Genomic DNA, 14926 nt, shown 5'->3' with positions numbered 1-14926 from the left:
CACTTTGTCTGGTGTTCCCGGAGCCAACCCGCTCCGTGACGCCCAGGACCGACGGCTCCCGCGCATCGCGGGGCCGTCGGGCCTGGTCATCTTTGGCGTCACGGGCGATTTGTCCCGTAAAAAGCTGATGCCCGCCGTGTACGACCTGGCCAACCGCGGCCTGCTTCCGCCGGGCTTCTCGCTCATCGGTTTCGCGCGCCGCGACTGGGAGGACGAGGACTTCGCCCAGGTCGTCCACGACGCCGTCAAGGAGCATTCCCGTACGCCCTTCCGCGAAGAGGTCTGGCAGCAGCTCAGCCAGGGCATGCGCTTCGTGCAGGGCAACTTCGACGACGACGTGGCCTTCGAGACCCTGAGGGCCACGATCGAGGAGCTGGACAAGGCGCAGGGCACGGGCGGCAACTTCGCCTTCTACCTGTCCGTCCCGCCGAAGTTCTTCCCCAAGGTCGTCCAGCAGCTCAAGAAGCACGGGCTGGCCGACCAGAAGGAAGGCAGCTGGCGGCGCGCCGTCATCGAGAAGCCGTTCGGCCACGACCTGAAGAGCGCGCAGGAGCTCAACCAGATCGTGCACGACGTCTTCCCGCCGAACGAGGTCTTCCGGATCGACCACTACCTCGGCAAGGAGACCGTCCAGAACATCCTGGCGCTCCGCTTCGCCAACACGATGTTCGAGCCGATCTGGAACCGCAGTTACGTCGACCATGTGCAGATCACGATGGCCGAGGACATCGGGATCGGCGGCCGGGCCGGCTACTACGACGGCATCGGCGCCGCCCGTGACGTCATCCAGAACCACCTGCTCCAGCTGCTCGCGCTGACCGCGATGGAGGAGCCCGGCTCCTTCCACCCGAAGGCCCTGGTCGCCGAGAAGCTCAAGGTGCTCACGGCGGTGGAGCTGCCCGAGGACCTGGGCAAGCACACCGTGCGCGGCCAGTACACGCACGCCTGGCAGGGCGGCGAGGAGGCCGTCGGCTATCTGGAGGAGGACGGCATCGACCCCAAGTCGAAGACCGACACCTTCGCCGCGATCAAGCTGACGATCAACAACCGCCGCTGGGCGGACGTCCCCTTCTACCTGCGCACCGGCAAGCGGCTCGGCCGCCGGGTCACGGAGATCGCGGTCGTCTTCAAGCGCGCCCCGTACCTGCCCTTCGAGTCCGGGGCGACGGAGGAGCTGGGCGGCAACGCCCTGGTCATCCGGGTGCAGCCGGACGAGGGCGTCACCGTGCGGTTCGGCTCCAAGGTGCCCGGCACCTCGATGGAGGTCCGGGACGTCACGATGGACTTCGCCTACGGCGAGTCCTTCACGGAGTCCAGCCCGGAGGCGTACGAGCGGCTCATCCTCGACGTCCTGCTCGGCGACGCCAACCTCTTCCCGCGCCACCAGGAGGTCGAGCTCTCCTGGAACATCCTCGACCCGATCGAGGAGTACTGGGACAAGCACGGCAAGCCCGCCCAGTACCCGGCCGGCACCTGGGGTCCGGCCGAGGCGGACGAGATGCTCGCACGCGACGGACGGAGCTGGCGCCGGCCATGAAGATCGATCTCACGGAAACCACGTCCAGCAAGATCAACCAGGCGCTCATCTCGGCCCGGCGCGCGGTCGGCGCCCCGGCGATCGGGATGGTCCTCACCCTCGTCATCGTCACCGACGAGGAGAACGCCTACGACGCGCTGAAGGCGGCAAGCGACTCCTCGCGGGAGCACCCCTCGCGGATCATCGCCGTCATCAAGCGGCTCAGCCGTTCGCCGCGCACCCGCCGCGACGCGCGGCTCGACGCCGAGATCCGGGTCGGCTCCGACTCGGGCTCCGGCGAGACCGTGGTGCTCCGGCTCCACGGCGAGCTGGCCAACCACGCCCAGTCGGTCGTCCTGCCGCTGCTGCTGCCGGACGCCCCGGTGGTGGTGTGGTGGCCGCAGGACTCCCCCGCCGACCCGGCGAAGGACGCGCTCGGTGCGCTGGCCCAGCGCCGGATCACCGACACCTACTCGGCCGAGCACCCGCTCGACGAGCTGGCGGTGCGCGCCGACACCTACCGGCCCGGTGACACGGACCTGGCGTGGACGCGCATCACGCCGTGGCGTTCGATGCTGGCCGCCGCGCTCGACCAGCAGCCGGCGGAGGTCGTCTCGGCCACGGTCGAGGGCGAGTCGGACAACCCGAGCTGCGAGCTGCTCGCCATGTGGCTGGCGGACCGGCTGGGGGTCCCGGTGGAGCGCACCACGTCCGGCGGCCCCGGTCTGACTGCCGTCCGGATGGCCACCAAGAACGGCGACATCGTCCTGGACCGGGCCGACGGCTCGCTCGCCACGCTCTGCATGGTGGGCCAGCCGGACCGCGCGGTGGCGCTCAAGCGCCGCGAGACGGCGGAACTCCTCGCGGAGGAGCTGCGGCGTCTCGACCCGGACAACATCTACGAGTCGACCGTGAAGTTCGGCGTGGACCGCCTCCACCAGGCGGGCTCGGGCGAGTCGGCCAAGGCCCCCGCCCCGGCCTCCGACAAGGCCCCCGCCGCGAAGAAGGCCGCCCCGGCCAAGAAGGCGGCGGCGAAGTGACCGGAGTCCCGCAGCTCGTCGTGCACCGCGACAAGGAGCTGATGGCGCAGGCCGCGGCGGCCCGGCTGATCACGAAGATCGTGGACGCCCAGGCCGCGCGCGGCGACGCCTCGGTGGTGCTCACCGGCGGGCGCAACGGCAACGGCCTCCTGGCCGCGCTCGCCGCCGCGCCCGCCCGGGACGCGGTCGACTGGTCGCGCCTGGACCTGTGGTGGGGCGACGAGCGGTTCCTGCCGGAGGGCGACCCGGAGCGCAATGTCACGCAGGCCCGCGAGGCCCTGCTGGACGCCGTGCCCCTGGACCCTTCGCGGGTGCACGTCATGCCGGCCTCGGACGGCCCCTACGGCCCGGATGCCGACGCCGCGGCCGCCGGGTACGCGGCGGAGCTGGCAGCCGCCTCGGCGCCGCAGGACCACGGCCCGGTGCCGGAGTTCGACGTGCTGATGCTGGGCGTCGGCCCGGACACGCACGTCGCCTCGCTCTTCCCGGAACTGCCCGGGGTGCGCGAGACCGAGCGCACCGTCGTCGGTGTGCACGGTGCGCCCAAGCCGCCGCCGGTCCGGGTCTCGCTGACGCTGCCCGCCATCCGGGCGGCGCGCGAGGTGTGGCTGCTGGCCGCGGGCGAGGACAAGGCGGAGGCGGTCGCCATCGCCCTGTCCGGGGCCGGCGAGATCCAGGCGCCGGCGGCCGGTGCGTACGGCCGGGCCCGCACGCTGTGGCTGCTCGACGCGGCGGCGGCCTCCCGCCTCCCCCGCGCCCTGTACCCGCCGGCTTCGGCCTGACCGGCCGTCAGCGGGCTTTCCGCCGGGCCCGGTTCGCTCCTCGGAGCGGACCGGGCCCGCCGCGTTTCCGGGGCCGGTCCGTGAAAGGCTCACCCCATGCATATCGGAACCGTGGTGATGGGCGCGTCGGACGTGGCGCGCGCGGCGGCCTTCTGGAAGGCGGCCCTGGGTTACGTGGAGCGGGAGCCGGCCCGGGACGACTGGGTGGTCCTGGTCCCCGCCGAGGGGCCCGGGCCCGGCCTCGCGCTCGGCCGCAGCGACTCCCCGGTGCAGGAGGTGCCCCGGGTCCACCTCGACCTGTACACGGAGGAGCAGGACGCCGAGGTGGCCCGGCTGCTCGCGCTGGGCGCGGCGGAGGTCGACTGGGAGCTGTATCCGGAGGACCCGGACTTCGTGGTGCTGGCGGACCCGGAGGGCAACCGCTTCTGCGTCATCGACACGACGCACGGCTGAGGGGCCGAGAGGCCCCGCAGCTCCGGCGGGGCCTCTCACGCGGGGCTCAGCGCCCCCGCAGCTCGCGGTAGGTCGAGACGAGCGCGGCGGTCGAGCTGTCCAGCTGCTCGCCGCCCTGGCCCTCGGTCAGGACGGGCTCGATCTTCTTGGCGAGGACCTTGCCCAGCTCGACGCCCCACTGGTCGAAGGAGTCGATGTTCCAGACGGCGCCCTGGACGAAGACCTTGTGCTCGTACAGGGCGATCAGCTGGCCGAGCACGGACGGGGTGAGCCGGTCGGCGAGGATCGTCGTCGTGGGGTGGTTGCCCCGGAACGTCTTGTGTGCCACCAGCTCCTCGGGGACGCCCTCGGCGCGCACCTCGTCCGGCGTCTTGCCGAAGGCGAGGGCCTGGGTCTGGGCGAAGAAGTTGGCCATCAGCAGGTCGTGCTGGGCGACCAGCCCGGGCAGCAGGTCCTCGACCGGCTGCGCGAAGCCGATGAAGTCGGCCGGGATCACCTTCGTACCCTGGTGGATCAGCTGGTAGTAGGCGTGCTGGCCGTTGGTGCCGGGGGTGCCCCAGACGACCGGTCCGGTCTGCCAGTCGACGGGGTTGCCGTCGCGGTCCACGGACTTGCCGTTGGACTCCATGTCCAGCTGCTGGAGGTACGCGGTGAACTTGGACAGGTAGTGGCTGTAGGGCAGCACCGCGTGCGACTGGGCGTCGAAGAACGCGCCGTACCAGACGCCCAGCAGGCCGAGCAGGAGCGGGGCGTTCTCCTCGGCGGGGGCGGTGCGGAAGTGCTCGTCCACGAGGTGGAAGCCGTCGAGCATCTCGCGGAACCGGTCCGGGCCGATGGCGATCATCAGCGAGAGGCCGATGGCGGAGTCGTACGAGTAGCGGCCGCCGACCCAGTCCCAGAACTCGAACATGTTGTCCGTGTCGATGCCGAAGTCCGCGACCTTCCCGGCGTTGGTCGACAGCGCCACGAAGTGCTTGGCGACGGCCTCCTGACCGGCCCTCAGGCCGGTGAGCAGCCAGTCGCGGGCGGAGGTGGCGTTGGTGATCGTCTCGATCGTGGTGAAGGTCTTCGAGGCGATGATGAACAGCGTCTCGGCCGGGTCGAGGTCGCGGACGGCCTCGTGCAGGTCGGCGCCGTCCACGTTGGAGACGAAGCGGAAGGTGAGCGAGCGGTCCGTGAAGGAGCGCAGCACCTCGTACGCCATGGCGGGGCCCAGGTCGGAGCCGCCGATGCCGATGTTGACGATGTTCTTGATCGGCTTGCCGGTGTGGCCGGTCCACTCCCCCGACCTGACCCGGTCGGAGAAGGCCGCCATCTTGTCGAGCACCGCGTGCACGGCCGGCACCACGTTCTCGCCGTCGACCTCGATGACGGCCTCGCGCGGGGCGCGCAGCGCGGTGTGCAGGACCGCCCGGTCCTCGGTGGTGTTGATCTTGTCGCCGCGGAACATGGCGTCCCGCAGCCCGAACACGTCGGTGGCCGCGGCGAGTTCGCGCAGGAGCGTCAGCGTCTCGTCGGTGACGAGGTGCTTGGAGTAGTCGAGGTGCAGGTCGCCGACCCGCAGGGTGTACCCGGTGCCGCGCTCCGGGTCGTCCGCGAACAGCTGGCGCAGATGGCTCGACCCGAGCTGCTCACGGTGCTTTCCCAGCGCCGCCCATTCCGGCGTCTGGTTGAGCCTGGTACGGCTTGTTGCGTTCATCCCGGACATCAGCCCACTTCTCTCGTAACCGCAGTTCCCCGCTGCCCCTCCAACCTAATTGATCAGACGGCCGGACGCGGCAGCGGCGGGCTGCGGCGCGAAGGAAGCACTCCGGCCGGACACCCGAGGGGGTCCGGCCGGTGAACGTCTCTAGATCTCGCCGCGCAGTTTCGCCAGGGCCTCGGCGAGGATCGCCTCGCCGTCGGCGTCGCTGCGGCGCTCCCGTACGTACGCGAGGTGCGTCTTGTACGGTTCGGTGCGCGGCGGGTCGGGCGGGCTCTCCGGGTCCTGGCCGGCCGGGAAACCGCAGCGCGGGCAGTCCCAGGTGTCCGGTACCTGCGCGTCATGGGCGAAGCTGGGCTGCGTCTCGTGCCCGTTCGAGCACCAGAAGGAGATGCGGAGCCGTGGCGCGGACTCGCCGCGCTCGGCCTCCCCCATCGGCCCCGCCCCGACCCGGCTTCCCCGGATCGCGTTGCCACTTGCCACGGTCGTAACTCCCTGCGTGATGGTGCTCGAGGATGCCCCAGTCTACGTAAGGCCCAACGCGCGTCCAGTGAAAGGAGTTACACCGTCACCGGGAAACGCGTACGACGGGTCAGTTGTCCAGCTTGATGAGCAGACCAAGCACCACGATGCACGCGAACCAGCCCAGACCGACCACGACGGTGATGCGGTCGAGGTTGCGCTCGGCGACCGAGGAGCCGCCGACGGAGGACTGCATGCCGCCGCCGAACATGTCGGAGAGACCGCCGCCCTTGCCCTTGTGCATGAGCACCAGCAGCATCAGCAGCAGGCTGAAGACGATCAGGGCGATCTCGAACCCCAGAATCACGGCTGGTCCCTACTTTCCGGAAATACCGACTGCTAGTGCGAACTACGGGGGCCGGGAGGCTGCCCTCCCCGGCCCCCGCAAGGGTACGACGGATCCGCGCTACCGCATACTCACTGGTCGCGGAAGCGGACGATCTTGACGAACTCGTCCGCGTCGAGCGCCGCGCCGCCGATCAGGGCGCCGTCGACGTCGGGCTGGGCCATGATCGCGGCCACGTTGCCGGACTTCACCGAGCCGCCGTACTGGATGCGGACCGCGTCGGCCAGCTCCTGCGAGTACAGCTCGGCGAGGCGGACGCGGATCGCACCGCAGACCTCCTGCGCGTCCTCCGGGGTGGCGACCTCGCCGGTGCCGATGGCCCAGACCGGCTCGTAGGCGACCACGATGGACTCGGCCTGCTCGGCCGGGATGTCCTTCAGGGCGCCGTCGAGCTGCGCGAGGGTGTACGCGACCTGCTCGCCGGCCTTGCGGACGTCCAGGCCCTCGCCGACGCAGAGGATCGGGGTCAGGCCGTGCTTGTACGCGGCCTTCACCTTGGCGTTGCAGACCTCGTCGCTCTCGCCGTGGTACTGGCGGCGCTCGCTGTGGCCGATGGCGACGAAGGTGCACTTCAGCTTGGCGAGCATGGGGCCGGAGATCTCACCGGTGTACGCGCCGGAGTCGTGCGCCGAGATGTCCTGGGCGCCGTACTTGATCTTCAGCTTGTCCCCGTCGACCAGCGTCTGCACGGAGCGCAGGTCGGTGAAGGGCGGCAGGACGGCGACCTCGACGGCGTCGTAGTCCTTGTCGGCCAGGGCGAAGGCGAGCTTCTGGACGTGGGCGATGGCCTCGAGGTGGTTGAGGTTCATCTTCCAGTTGCCCGCCATCAGCGGGGTCCGGCCTTGGGCAGTAGCAGTCATGAAAGGTCAGTCCTCCAGAGCGGCGAGGCCGGGAAGCGTCTTGCCCTCGAGGTATTCGAGGCTGGCACCGCCACCGGTCGAGATGTGTCCGAACGCGTTCTCGTCGAAGCCCAGGATGCGGACCGCGGCGGCGGAGTCGCCACCGCCGACCACGCTGAAGCCCGAGGAGTCGACGAGGGCCTGGGCGACGGCCCGGGTGCCCTCGGCGAAGTCGGGGTGCTCGAAGACGCCCATCGGGCCGTTCCAGAAGACGGTGGCCGCGTCGGCGAGCTTCGAGGCGTAGAGCTTGTTGGTCTCCGGACCGTTGTCCAGGCCCATCTGCCCGGCCGGCATGGCGTCGGCGGGGACGGTCTCCGGGTGGGCCGGGGCCTTGGTCTTCAGGTCCGGGAAGGAGGGGGCGACGACGACGTCGACGGGGAGCACGAACTCCACGCCCTTCGCCTCGGCGCGCCGCAGGTACTCCTGGACCGCCGGGATCTGGTCCTCCTGGAGCAGCGAGCTGCCGACCTCGTGGCCCTGGGCCTTGAGGAAGGTGTACGCCATGCCGCCGCCGATGAGGATGCGGTCGGCGCGCTCAAGGAGGTGGTCGATGACGCCGAGCTTGTCGGAGACCTTGGCGCCGCCGAGGACCACCGCGTAGGGGCGCTGGACGTCCTCGGTGAGCTTCTTCAGGACGCCGACCTCGGTGGCGATGAGGTCGCCGGCCGCGTGCGGGAGGCGGGCCGGGAGGTCGAAGACCGAGGCGTGCTTGCGGTGGACGGCGCCGAAGCCGTCGCCCACGTACAGGTCGGCCAGCTCGGCGAGCTGGTCCGCGAAGGCGCCGCGCTCGGCGTCGTCCTTGGAGGTCTCGCCGGGGTTGAAGCGGAGGTTCTCGACGACCGCGACCTGGCCGTCGGTGAGCGCGGCGACGGTGGCGCGGGCGGACTCGCCGACCGTGTCGGTCGCGAACGCCACATCGGCGCCGAGCAGTTCACCGAGCCGGGTGGCGGCGGGGGCCAGCGAGAACGCCGGGTCCGGGGCGCCCTTGGGGCGGCCCAGGTGCGAGGCGACGACGACCCGGGCGCCGGCCTCGGCCAGCTTGCGGACGGTCGGGGTGACGGCGCGGATGCGGCCATCGTCGGTGATGGTGGTGCCGCTCAGCGGCACGTTGAGGTCGGCGCGGACGAATACCCGCTTGCCGGCGACCCCTTCGGCGAGAAGTGCGTCGATCGTCTTCATCTTCTGGACTCCTTGGAGGACGAGTGAGCATGCGAGGGGGCTCGAACAGCGCAGCGTCGCGCTGTTCGAGCCCCGTGCTCACATCGAGATGCCTGCCGGTGCGGCGGTGCTCAGAGCTGGCCGCCGACGAAGACGGTGAGGTCCACGAGACGGTTCGAGTAGCCCCACTCGTTGTCGTACCAGCCGAGGATCTTCACCGTGTTGCCCTCCTGGACCATCGTCAGGGAGGAGTCGAAGGTGCAGGACGCCGGGTCGCTGACGATGTCCGAGGACACGATCGGGTCCTCGGTGTAGTACAGGATGCCCTTGAGGTCGCCGTCGTCGGCGGCCTTCTTGAACGCGGCGTTGACCTCGTCCTTGGTGACCTCGCGCTGGAGGGTCACGACCAGGTCGGTGGCCGAGCCGGTCGGGACCGGGACGCGCATCGCGATGCCGTCGAGCTTGCCCTTGAGCTGCGGCAGGACCAGGGCGGTCGCCTTGGCGGCGCCCGTCGTGGTCGGGATGATGTTCTCGGCGGCGGCGCGGGCGCGGCGCAGGTCCGAGTGCGGGAAGTCCAGGATGCGCTGGTCGTTGGTGTACGCGTGGACCGTCGTCATGAGGCCCTTGACGATGCCGAAGTTCTCGTCCAGAACCTTGGCCATCGGGGCGACACAGTTGGTCGTGCAGGACGCGTTGGAGATGACGTGGTGGTTGGCCGCGTCGTACTTGTCCTGGTTGACGCCCATCACGATGGTGATGTCCTCGTCCTTGGCCGGAGCCGAGATGAGGACCTTCTTCGCGCCACCGGCGATGTGCTTCTCGGCGTCGGCCTTCTTGGTGAAGATGCCGGTCGACTCGATGACGATGTCGACGCCCAGCTCACCCCAGGGGATGTCGGCCGGGTTGCGCTCGGAGAGCACCTTGATGGTGTGGCCGTCGACGGTGATGGTGTCGGCGGTGTGGCTGACCTCGGCCTTCAGACGACCCAGGATGGTGTCGTACTTCAGCAGGTGGGCCGTGGTCGCAGTGTCACCCAGGTCGTTGACAGCCACGATCTCGATGTCCGCACCCTGCTCCAGCAGCGCGCGGAAGTAGTTACGACCGATGCGGCCAAAGCCGTTGATGCCTACGCGGATCGTCACGAACCGATCTCCTCGTTAGGTACGCCGGTTTTCGACGCCGGCGAGTTGTATTGGGATGTCCCCGACCGCCTACGACCCTACCTCTCCGGAGCCGCCGGGGTGACATCGAGCGGGGCCGTAAGAACGCGGTAAGCCCGTACTCCCCAGTAGGAATACGGGCTTCCGAGTGCCGTGCGGCGCTCCGCGCGGCGATTACGCAGCGTCAACGGCCGCGCTCCTGCGGGCCGTTCCCCTCGCGGGGCGCGTACCGCGGGTACGGCTCAGCCGACCAGGCCGTCGGCCAGCTCTTCGCTGAGAGTGGATTCCGTGCCGGGGATGCCCAGGTCCTGGGCCCGCTTGTCGGCCATCGCGAGGAGCCGGCGGATGCGGCCCGCGACCGCGTCCTTGGTCAGCGGCGGGTCGGCGAGGGCGCCCAGCTCCTCCAGCGACGCCTGCTTGTGCTCCATGCGCAGCCGCCCGGCGGCCGCCAGGTGCTCCGGGACCTCCTCGCCCAGGATCTCCAGGGCGCGGCCGACCCGGGCGCCCGCGGCGACCGCGGCCCGGGCGGAGCGGCGCAGGTTGGCGTCGTCGAAGTTGGCGAGGCGGTTGGCGGTGGCCCGGACCTCGCGGCGCATCCGGCGCTCCTCCCAGGCCAGCACCGATTCATGGGCGCCGAGCCGGGTGAGCAGGGCGCCGATCGCGTCGCCGTCGCGGACGACGACCCGGTCCACGCCGCGCACCTCGCGGGCCTTGGCCGCGATGGAGAGCCGGCGGGCGGCGCCGACCAGGGCGAGCGCGGCCTCCGGGCCGGGGCAGGTGACCTCCAGGGAGGAGGAGCGGCCGGGCTCGGTGAGCGAGCCGTGCGCCAGGAACGCCCCGCGCCAGGCGGCCTCGGCGTCGCAGGTGGCCCCCGAGACCACCTGCGGGGGAGGCCGCGGATGGGGCGGCCCCGGCCGTCGACGAGCCCGGTCTGGCGCGCCAGCTGGTCGCCGCCCGCCACCACCCGTACGACGTAGCGCGAGCCGCGCCGCAGGCCGCCGGGGGCCATCACGATCAGCTCCGAGCTGTGCCCGAAGATCTCCAGGATGTCCCGCTTGAGCCGGCGCGCCGCCATCGCGGTGTCCAGCTCCGCCTCGATCACGATCCGGCCGCTCACCAGGTGGAGCCCGCCCGCGAACCGGAGAATCGCCGAGACCTCTGCCTTCCTGCAGCAGGTCCGGGTCACGGGAAGCCGGGAGACTTCGTCCTTCACCGCCGGCGTCATCGCCATGGGCCGATCCTTCCATGCATCCGAAAAATACGGTCGTACGCGGCGGCCAACAGCTCCGGATCATGGATCGGAACGCCGTCGGGTGAGGCCACGGGCGCCAGCTCGACCGCGGCACCGAGCCGTTTGGCTGCGTCGGCGAGGGACTCGCGGTCGGGCACGGCGGCCTCGTCGGCCAGCACCACGTCCAGGGCGAGTTTAGGGGCGTGTCGTCCCAAAACCTCCAAATGACGCTGCGGTGAGAAGCCTTCTGTTTCACCGGGCTGCGGTGCGAGGTTCAGCGAAAGGACCTTGCGGGCCTTCGTCTCGATCAGTGCGTCCAGCAGTTCGGGGACGAGCAGGTGCGGGATGACCGAGGAGAACCAGGAGCCCGGACCGAGGACCACCCAGTCCGCGTCCCGGACGGCGGCGACCGCCTCGGGGACGGCCGGCGGGTCGGCCGGGACCAGGTGCACGGACTGCACCTCGCCCGGGGTGAGGGCGACGGTGGCCTGGCCGCGCACGGTGTCCACGTCCTCCGGGCGGTCCGGGTCGTGGCCCTTGACGAGGGCCTGGAGCTCCAGCGGCACGGCGGACATGGGCAGCACCCGGCCGTGCGCGCCGAGCAGCTTGCCGACCAGGTCCAGGGCCTGGACGTGGTCGCCGAGCTGCTCCCAGAGGGCGACGATCAGCAGATTGCCGACCGCGTGCTCGTGCAGGTCGCCCTGGGACTGGAAGCGGTGCTGGATGACCTGGGCCCAGGTCTGGCCCCACTCGTCGTCGCCGCACAGGGCGGCCAGCGCCTTGCGCAGGTCGCCGGGGGGCAGGACGCCCAGCTCCTCGCGCAGCCGCCCGCTGGAGCCGCCGTCGTCGGCGACGGTGACCACGGCGGTCAGATCGCCGGTGATCCGGCGCAGCGCGGTGAGGGAGGCCGAGAGGCCCCGGCCGCCGCCGAGGGCGACGACCTTGGGCTGGGCGCCGCGCTTGCGCACGGAGAGCGCGGGCGCCGTGCCCCGCAGCCGGCGCAGGCGCAGATTGCGACTGGTCACTCGCGCCCCATGTCCCTGTGAACGAGCACGGTCTCGATCCCCTCCGTGGCGAGCCGGGCCGCCAGCTTCTCGGACATGGCCACCGAGCGGTGCTTGCCGCCCGTGCAGCCCACCGCGATGGTCACATAGCGCTTGCCCTCGCGGCGGTAGCCCGCGGCGACGAGCTGGAGCAGTTCCGTGTACTGGTTGAGGAATTCCTTGGCGCCGGGCTGGTCGAAGACGTACGAGGAGACCTCCTCGTTGAGCCCGGTGAAGGGGCGCAGCTCCGGGACCCAGTGCGGGTTCGGCAGGAAGCGGCAGTCGACCACCAGGTCGGCGTCGACGGGCAGGCCGTACTTGAAGCCGAAGGACATCACGGTGGCGCGCAGCTCCGGCTCCTCGTCGCCGGCGAACTGGGCGTCCATCTTGGCGCGCAGCTCGTGGACGTTGAGGCTGGAGGTGTCGATCACCAGGTCGGCGTCGCCGCGCAGCTCGCGCAGCAGGTCGCGCTCGGCGGCGATGCCGTCCACGATACGGCCGTCGCCCTGGAGCGGGTGGGGGCGGCGGACCGACTCGAAGCGGCGGACCAGCGCGTCGTCGGAGGACTCCAGGAAGACCACCCGGCGGGTGACGCCCTTGGCGTCCAGGTCGGCGAGGGATTCGCGCAGGTTGTCGAAGAAGCGGCGGCCCCGCACGTCGACCACGACGGCGATCCGGGCCACGTTGCCCTGGGAGCGGGCGCCGAGCTCCACCATGGTGGGGATCAGCGCGGGCGGCAGGTTGTCCACGACGAACCAGCCGAGGTCCTCCAGACACTTGGCCGCGGTGCTGCGTCCGGCGCCGGACATGCCGGAGATGATCACCAGCTCCGGGATGGCCGTCGCGGCGTCGCCCGTCTCGGTCGGGGTGCCCGTACTCACGTGTGCTGCTCCGTCTGCTCGATCCGTGCGGTCGTGCCCGTGTTCGTGTTCGTGCTCGGTCATGTCGTGCTGCCCCCGTCGTCCTCTTCCATGATCTCTCCTGTGGCCGTGTTCACGGCGGGTGCGGCCGGGGCGGCCGCCGCGAGGGCGACGGCCACGGACTCCGCTGTCCTGCGGCCTATCCCGGGAACCTCGCAGATCTCTTCGATTGTCGCCTGCCGCAGCTTCTTGACGGAGCCGAAATGCTTGATCAGGGCCTGTTTCCGGGTGTCCCCGAGGCCGGGGACGGCGTCCAGCGGACTGGTGCGGATGCGCTTGGCCCGCTTGGCGCGCTGGTAGGTGATGGCGAAGCGGTGCGCCTCGTCGCGGATGCGCTGGAGGAGGTACAGGCCCTCGCTGGAGCGGGGCAGGACCACCGGGTCGTCGTCATCGGGCAGCCAGACCTCTTCGAGGCGCTTGGCGAGGCCGCAGACGGCGATGTCGTCGATGCCCAGCTCGTCCAGAGCCCGCTTGGCGGCGGCGACCTGCGGCTGCCCGCCGTCCACGACGAGGAGCTGCGGCGGGTACGCGAACCGCTTGGGGCGGCCGTCGTCCTCGCGGGGCTCCCCGGCGGCCGGGGAGTCACCGTCGGCCGGGGAGTCACCGTCGGCCGGGACCGCCGGGACGGGGCCGGTGGGCGCCGGGGCCTCCTCCCACTCCCCCGTGCGCTCCTTCTCCTGGAGGTAGCGGCGGAAGCGGCGGCTGATCACCTCGTGCATCGAGCGGACGTCGTCCTGGCCCTCGAAGCCCTTGATCTGGAAGCGGCGGTACTCCCCCTTGCGGGCGAGGCCGTCCTCGAAGACCACCATGGACGCGACGACGTCGTCGCCCTGGAGGTGGGAGATGTCGAAGCACTCGATGCGCAGCGGCGCGGTGTCCAGGTCCAGGGCCCCGGCGATCTCCTCCAGGGCCCGGGAGCGGGTGGTGAGGTCGGACGCCCGCTTGGTCTTGTGCAGTCCGAGCGCCTGCTGCGCGTTGCGCTGGACGGTGACCATCAGGTCCTTCTTGTCGCCGCGCTGCGGGATGCGCAGGCTGACCTGGGAGCCGCGCCGGTCCGCGAGCCACTGGGAGACCGCTGCCGGGTCCTCGGGCAGGGCCGGGACCAGGACCTCCTTGGGGACGGCGTCGCCGCTCTCCTCCCCGTACAGCTGCTGGAGGGCGTGCTCCACGAGGCCGGAGGTGTCGACGTTCTCCACCTTGTCGGTGACCCAGCCGCGCTGGCCGCGGACCCGGCCGCCGCGGACGTGGAAGATCTGGACGGCGGCCTCCAGCTCGTCCTCGGCGACCGCGATGAGGTCGGCGTCGGTGGCGTCGGCGAGGACGACGGCGCTCTTCTCCATCGCCCGCTTCAGCGCCCCGACGTCGTCGCGCAGCCGCGCGGCCCGCTCGTACTCCATGTCCTCGGCCGCCGCCATCATGTCCTTCTCCAGGCGGCGGATGTACGTGCCGGTGCGGCCGGCCATGAAGTCGCAGAAGTCGTCGGCCAGTTCGCGGTGCTCCTCGGGGGTGACGCGGCCGACGCAGGGGGCCGAGCACTTGCCGATGTAGCCGAGGAGGCAGGGGCGGCCGGTGCGCGCGGCGTTCTTGAAGACCCCGGCGGAGCAGGTGCGGACGGGGAAGACGCGGAGCATCAGGTCGACCGTCTCGCGGATCGCCCAGGCGTGCCCGTACGGACCGAAGTAGCGGACGCCCTTCTTCTTGGCGCCGCGCATCACCTGGACGCGGGGGAACTCCTCGTTGAGCGTGACCGCGAGGTAGGGATAGCTCTTGTCGTCGCGGTACTTGACGTTGAACCGGGGGTCGAACTCCTTGATCCAGGAGTACTCCAGCTGGAGCGCCTCGACCTCGGTGGCGACGACCGTCCACTCCACGGAGGCGGCCGTGGTCACCATCGTGCGCGTACGCGGGTGGAGGCCGGAGAGGTCCTGGAAGTAGTTGGCCAGGCGCTGGCGCAGGCTCTTGGCCTTCCCGACGTAGATCACCCGGCGGTGCTCGTCGCGGAATTTGTAGACCCCCGGGGAGTCGGGGATCTGTCCCGGCTTGGGGCGGTAGCTGGAGGGGTCTGCCATGCTCCCCACCCTACTTGCGGCCGGTGACAGCGCGGGGGGCGCGGATGGCGCCGCGCTCCGGGGCAGGGGTGGGGAGCACCTGTCC

At 71.0% G+C, this 14926-nt stretch carries 13 protein-coding genes and 1 pseudogene; 4 read left to right on the top strand and 10 right to left on the bottom strand.

Going from position 1 to position 14926, the window contains the following annotated elements:
- Positions 1 to 4: 4 nt before the first annotated feature.
- The 4 genes from zwf (at position 5) to NEH16_RS24495 (ending at position 3791) form a co-directional block, all read left to right on the top strand.
- The gene (gene zwf, locus NEH16_RS24510) at positions 5 to 1537 is read left to right on the top strand and encodes a glucose-6-phosphate dehydrogenase (protein WP_073968329.1); all 1533 of its coding nucleotides are present in this window, start codon (positions 5 to 7) and stop codon (positions 1535 to 1537) included.
- Complete coding sequence (opcA, locus tag NEH16_RS24505; protein WP_265544970.1) at positions 1534 to 2556, top strand: glucose-6-phosphate dehydrogenase assembly protein OpcA; 1023 nt, start codon at positions 1534 to 1536, stop codon at positions 2554 to 2556. The genes zwf and opcA overlap by 4 nt, the downstream gene beginning before the upstream one ends.
- Entirely contained in the window at positions 2553 to 3338 is a 786-nt protein-coding gene (pgl, locus tag NEH16_RS24500; protein ID WP_018104611.1) for a 6-phosphogluconolactonase, read from the top strand. Before opcA ends, pgl begins: the two co-directional genes overlap by 4 nt.
- 96 nt (positions 3339 to 3434) lie before the next feature.
- Positions 3435 to 3791 carry a VOC family protein gene (locus NEH16_RS24495; protein WP_265544968.1) on the top strand — a complete coding sequence of 119 codons (357 nt, stop codon included), beginning with the start codon at positions 3435 to 3437 and terminating at the stop codon, positions 3789 to 3791.
- A gap of 46 nt (positions 3792 to 3837) precedes the next feature.
- On the opposite strand, the gene pgi is transcribed toward NEH16_RS24495, so the two are convergent.
- The 10 genes and pseudogenes from pgi to uvrC form a co-directional block, all read right to left on the bottom strand.
- Positions 3838 to 5490, bottom strand: a complete 1653-nt coding sequence (gene pgi / locus NEH16_RS24490) for a glucose-6-phosphate isomerase (RefSeq protein ID WP_265544966.1) — start codon at positions 5488 to 5490, stop codon at positions 3838 to 3840.
- A gap of 150 nt (positions 5491 to 5640) precedes the next feature.
- Positions 5641 to 5976, bottom strand: coding sequence for an RNA polymerase-binding protein RbpA (locus tag NEH16_RS24485; RefSeq protein ID WP_073864697.1), 336 nt, complete (start codon positions 5974 to 5976; stop codon positions 5641 to 5643).
- 109 nt (positions 5977 to 6085) lie between these two features.
- Positions 6086 to 6322 carry a preprotein translocase subunit SecG gene (secG, locus tag NEH16_RS24480; protein WP_018104607.1) on the bottom strand — a complete coding sequence of 79 codons (237 nt, stop codon included), beginning with the start codon at positions 6320 to 6322 and terminating at the stop codon, positions 6086 to 6088.
- 110 nt (positions 6323 to 6432) lie between these two features.
- On the bottom strand, positions 6433 to 7221 hold the full coding sequence (gene tpiA / locus NEH16_RS24475) for a triose-phosphate isomerase (RefSeq protein WP_073968326.1): 789 nt from the start codon (positions 7219 to 7221) through the stop codon (positions 6433 to 6435).
- A gap of 6 nt (positions 7222 to 7227) precedes the next feature.
- Entirely contained in the window at positions 7228 to 8439 is a 1212-nt protein-coding gene (locus tag NEH16_RS24470; protein WP_265544963.1) for a phosphoglycerate kinase, read from the bottom strand.
- 110 nt (positions 8440 to 8549) lie between these two features.
- Entirely contained in the window at positions 8550 to 9560 is a 1011-nt protein-coding gene (gene gap, locus NEH16_RS24465; protein WP_073968324.1) for a type I glyceraldehyde-3-phosphate dehydrogenase, read from the bottom strand.
- Positions 9561 to 9820: 260 nt separating this feature from the next.
- Positions 9821 to 10809: pseudogene (whiA, locus tag NEH16_RS24460) on the bottom strand (DNA-binding protein WhiA).
- A complete protein-coding gene (locus tag NEH16_RS24455) occupies positions 10800 to 11834 on the bottom strand; it encodes a gluconeogenesis factor YvcK family protein (protein WP_265544961.1) in 1035 nt (344 codons plus the stop codon). Before NEH16_RS24455 ends, whiA begins: the two are co-directional and overlap by 10 nt.
- Positions 11831 to 12796: an RNase adapter RapZ gene (gene rapZ / locus NEH16_RS24450; protein ID WP_073968322.1), complete on the bottom strand. Its 966-nt coding sequence runs from the start codon at positions 12794 to 12796 to the stop codon at positions 11831 to 11833. Before rapZ ends, NEH16_RS24455 begins: the two co-directional genes overlap by 4 nt.
- Positions 12793 to 14841, bottom strand: a complete 2049-nt coding sequence (gene uvrC / locus NEH16_RS24445) for an excinuclease ABC subunit UvrC (protein ID WP_265544957.1) — start codon at positions 14839 to 14841, stop codon at positions 12793 to 12795. The genes rapZ and uvrC overlap by 4 nt, the downstream gene beginning before the upstream one ends.
- Positions 14842 to 14926: the final 85 nt, after the last annotated feature.

Origin of the sequence: Streptomyces drozdowiczii (assembly GCF_026167665.1) — a bacterium.
In the GTDB taxonomy this organism is placed as follows: domain Bacteria; phylum Actinomycetota; class Actinomycetes; order Streptomycetales; family Streptomycetaceae; genus Streptomyces; species Streptomyces drozdowiczii_A.
The sequence above is the reverse complement of the archived record's forward strand: the minus strand, read 5'-3'. Positions and strand labels throughout refer to the sequence as shown.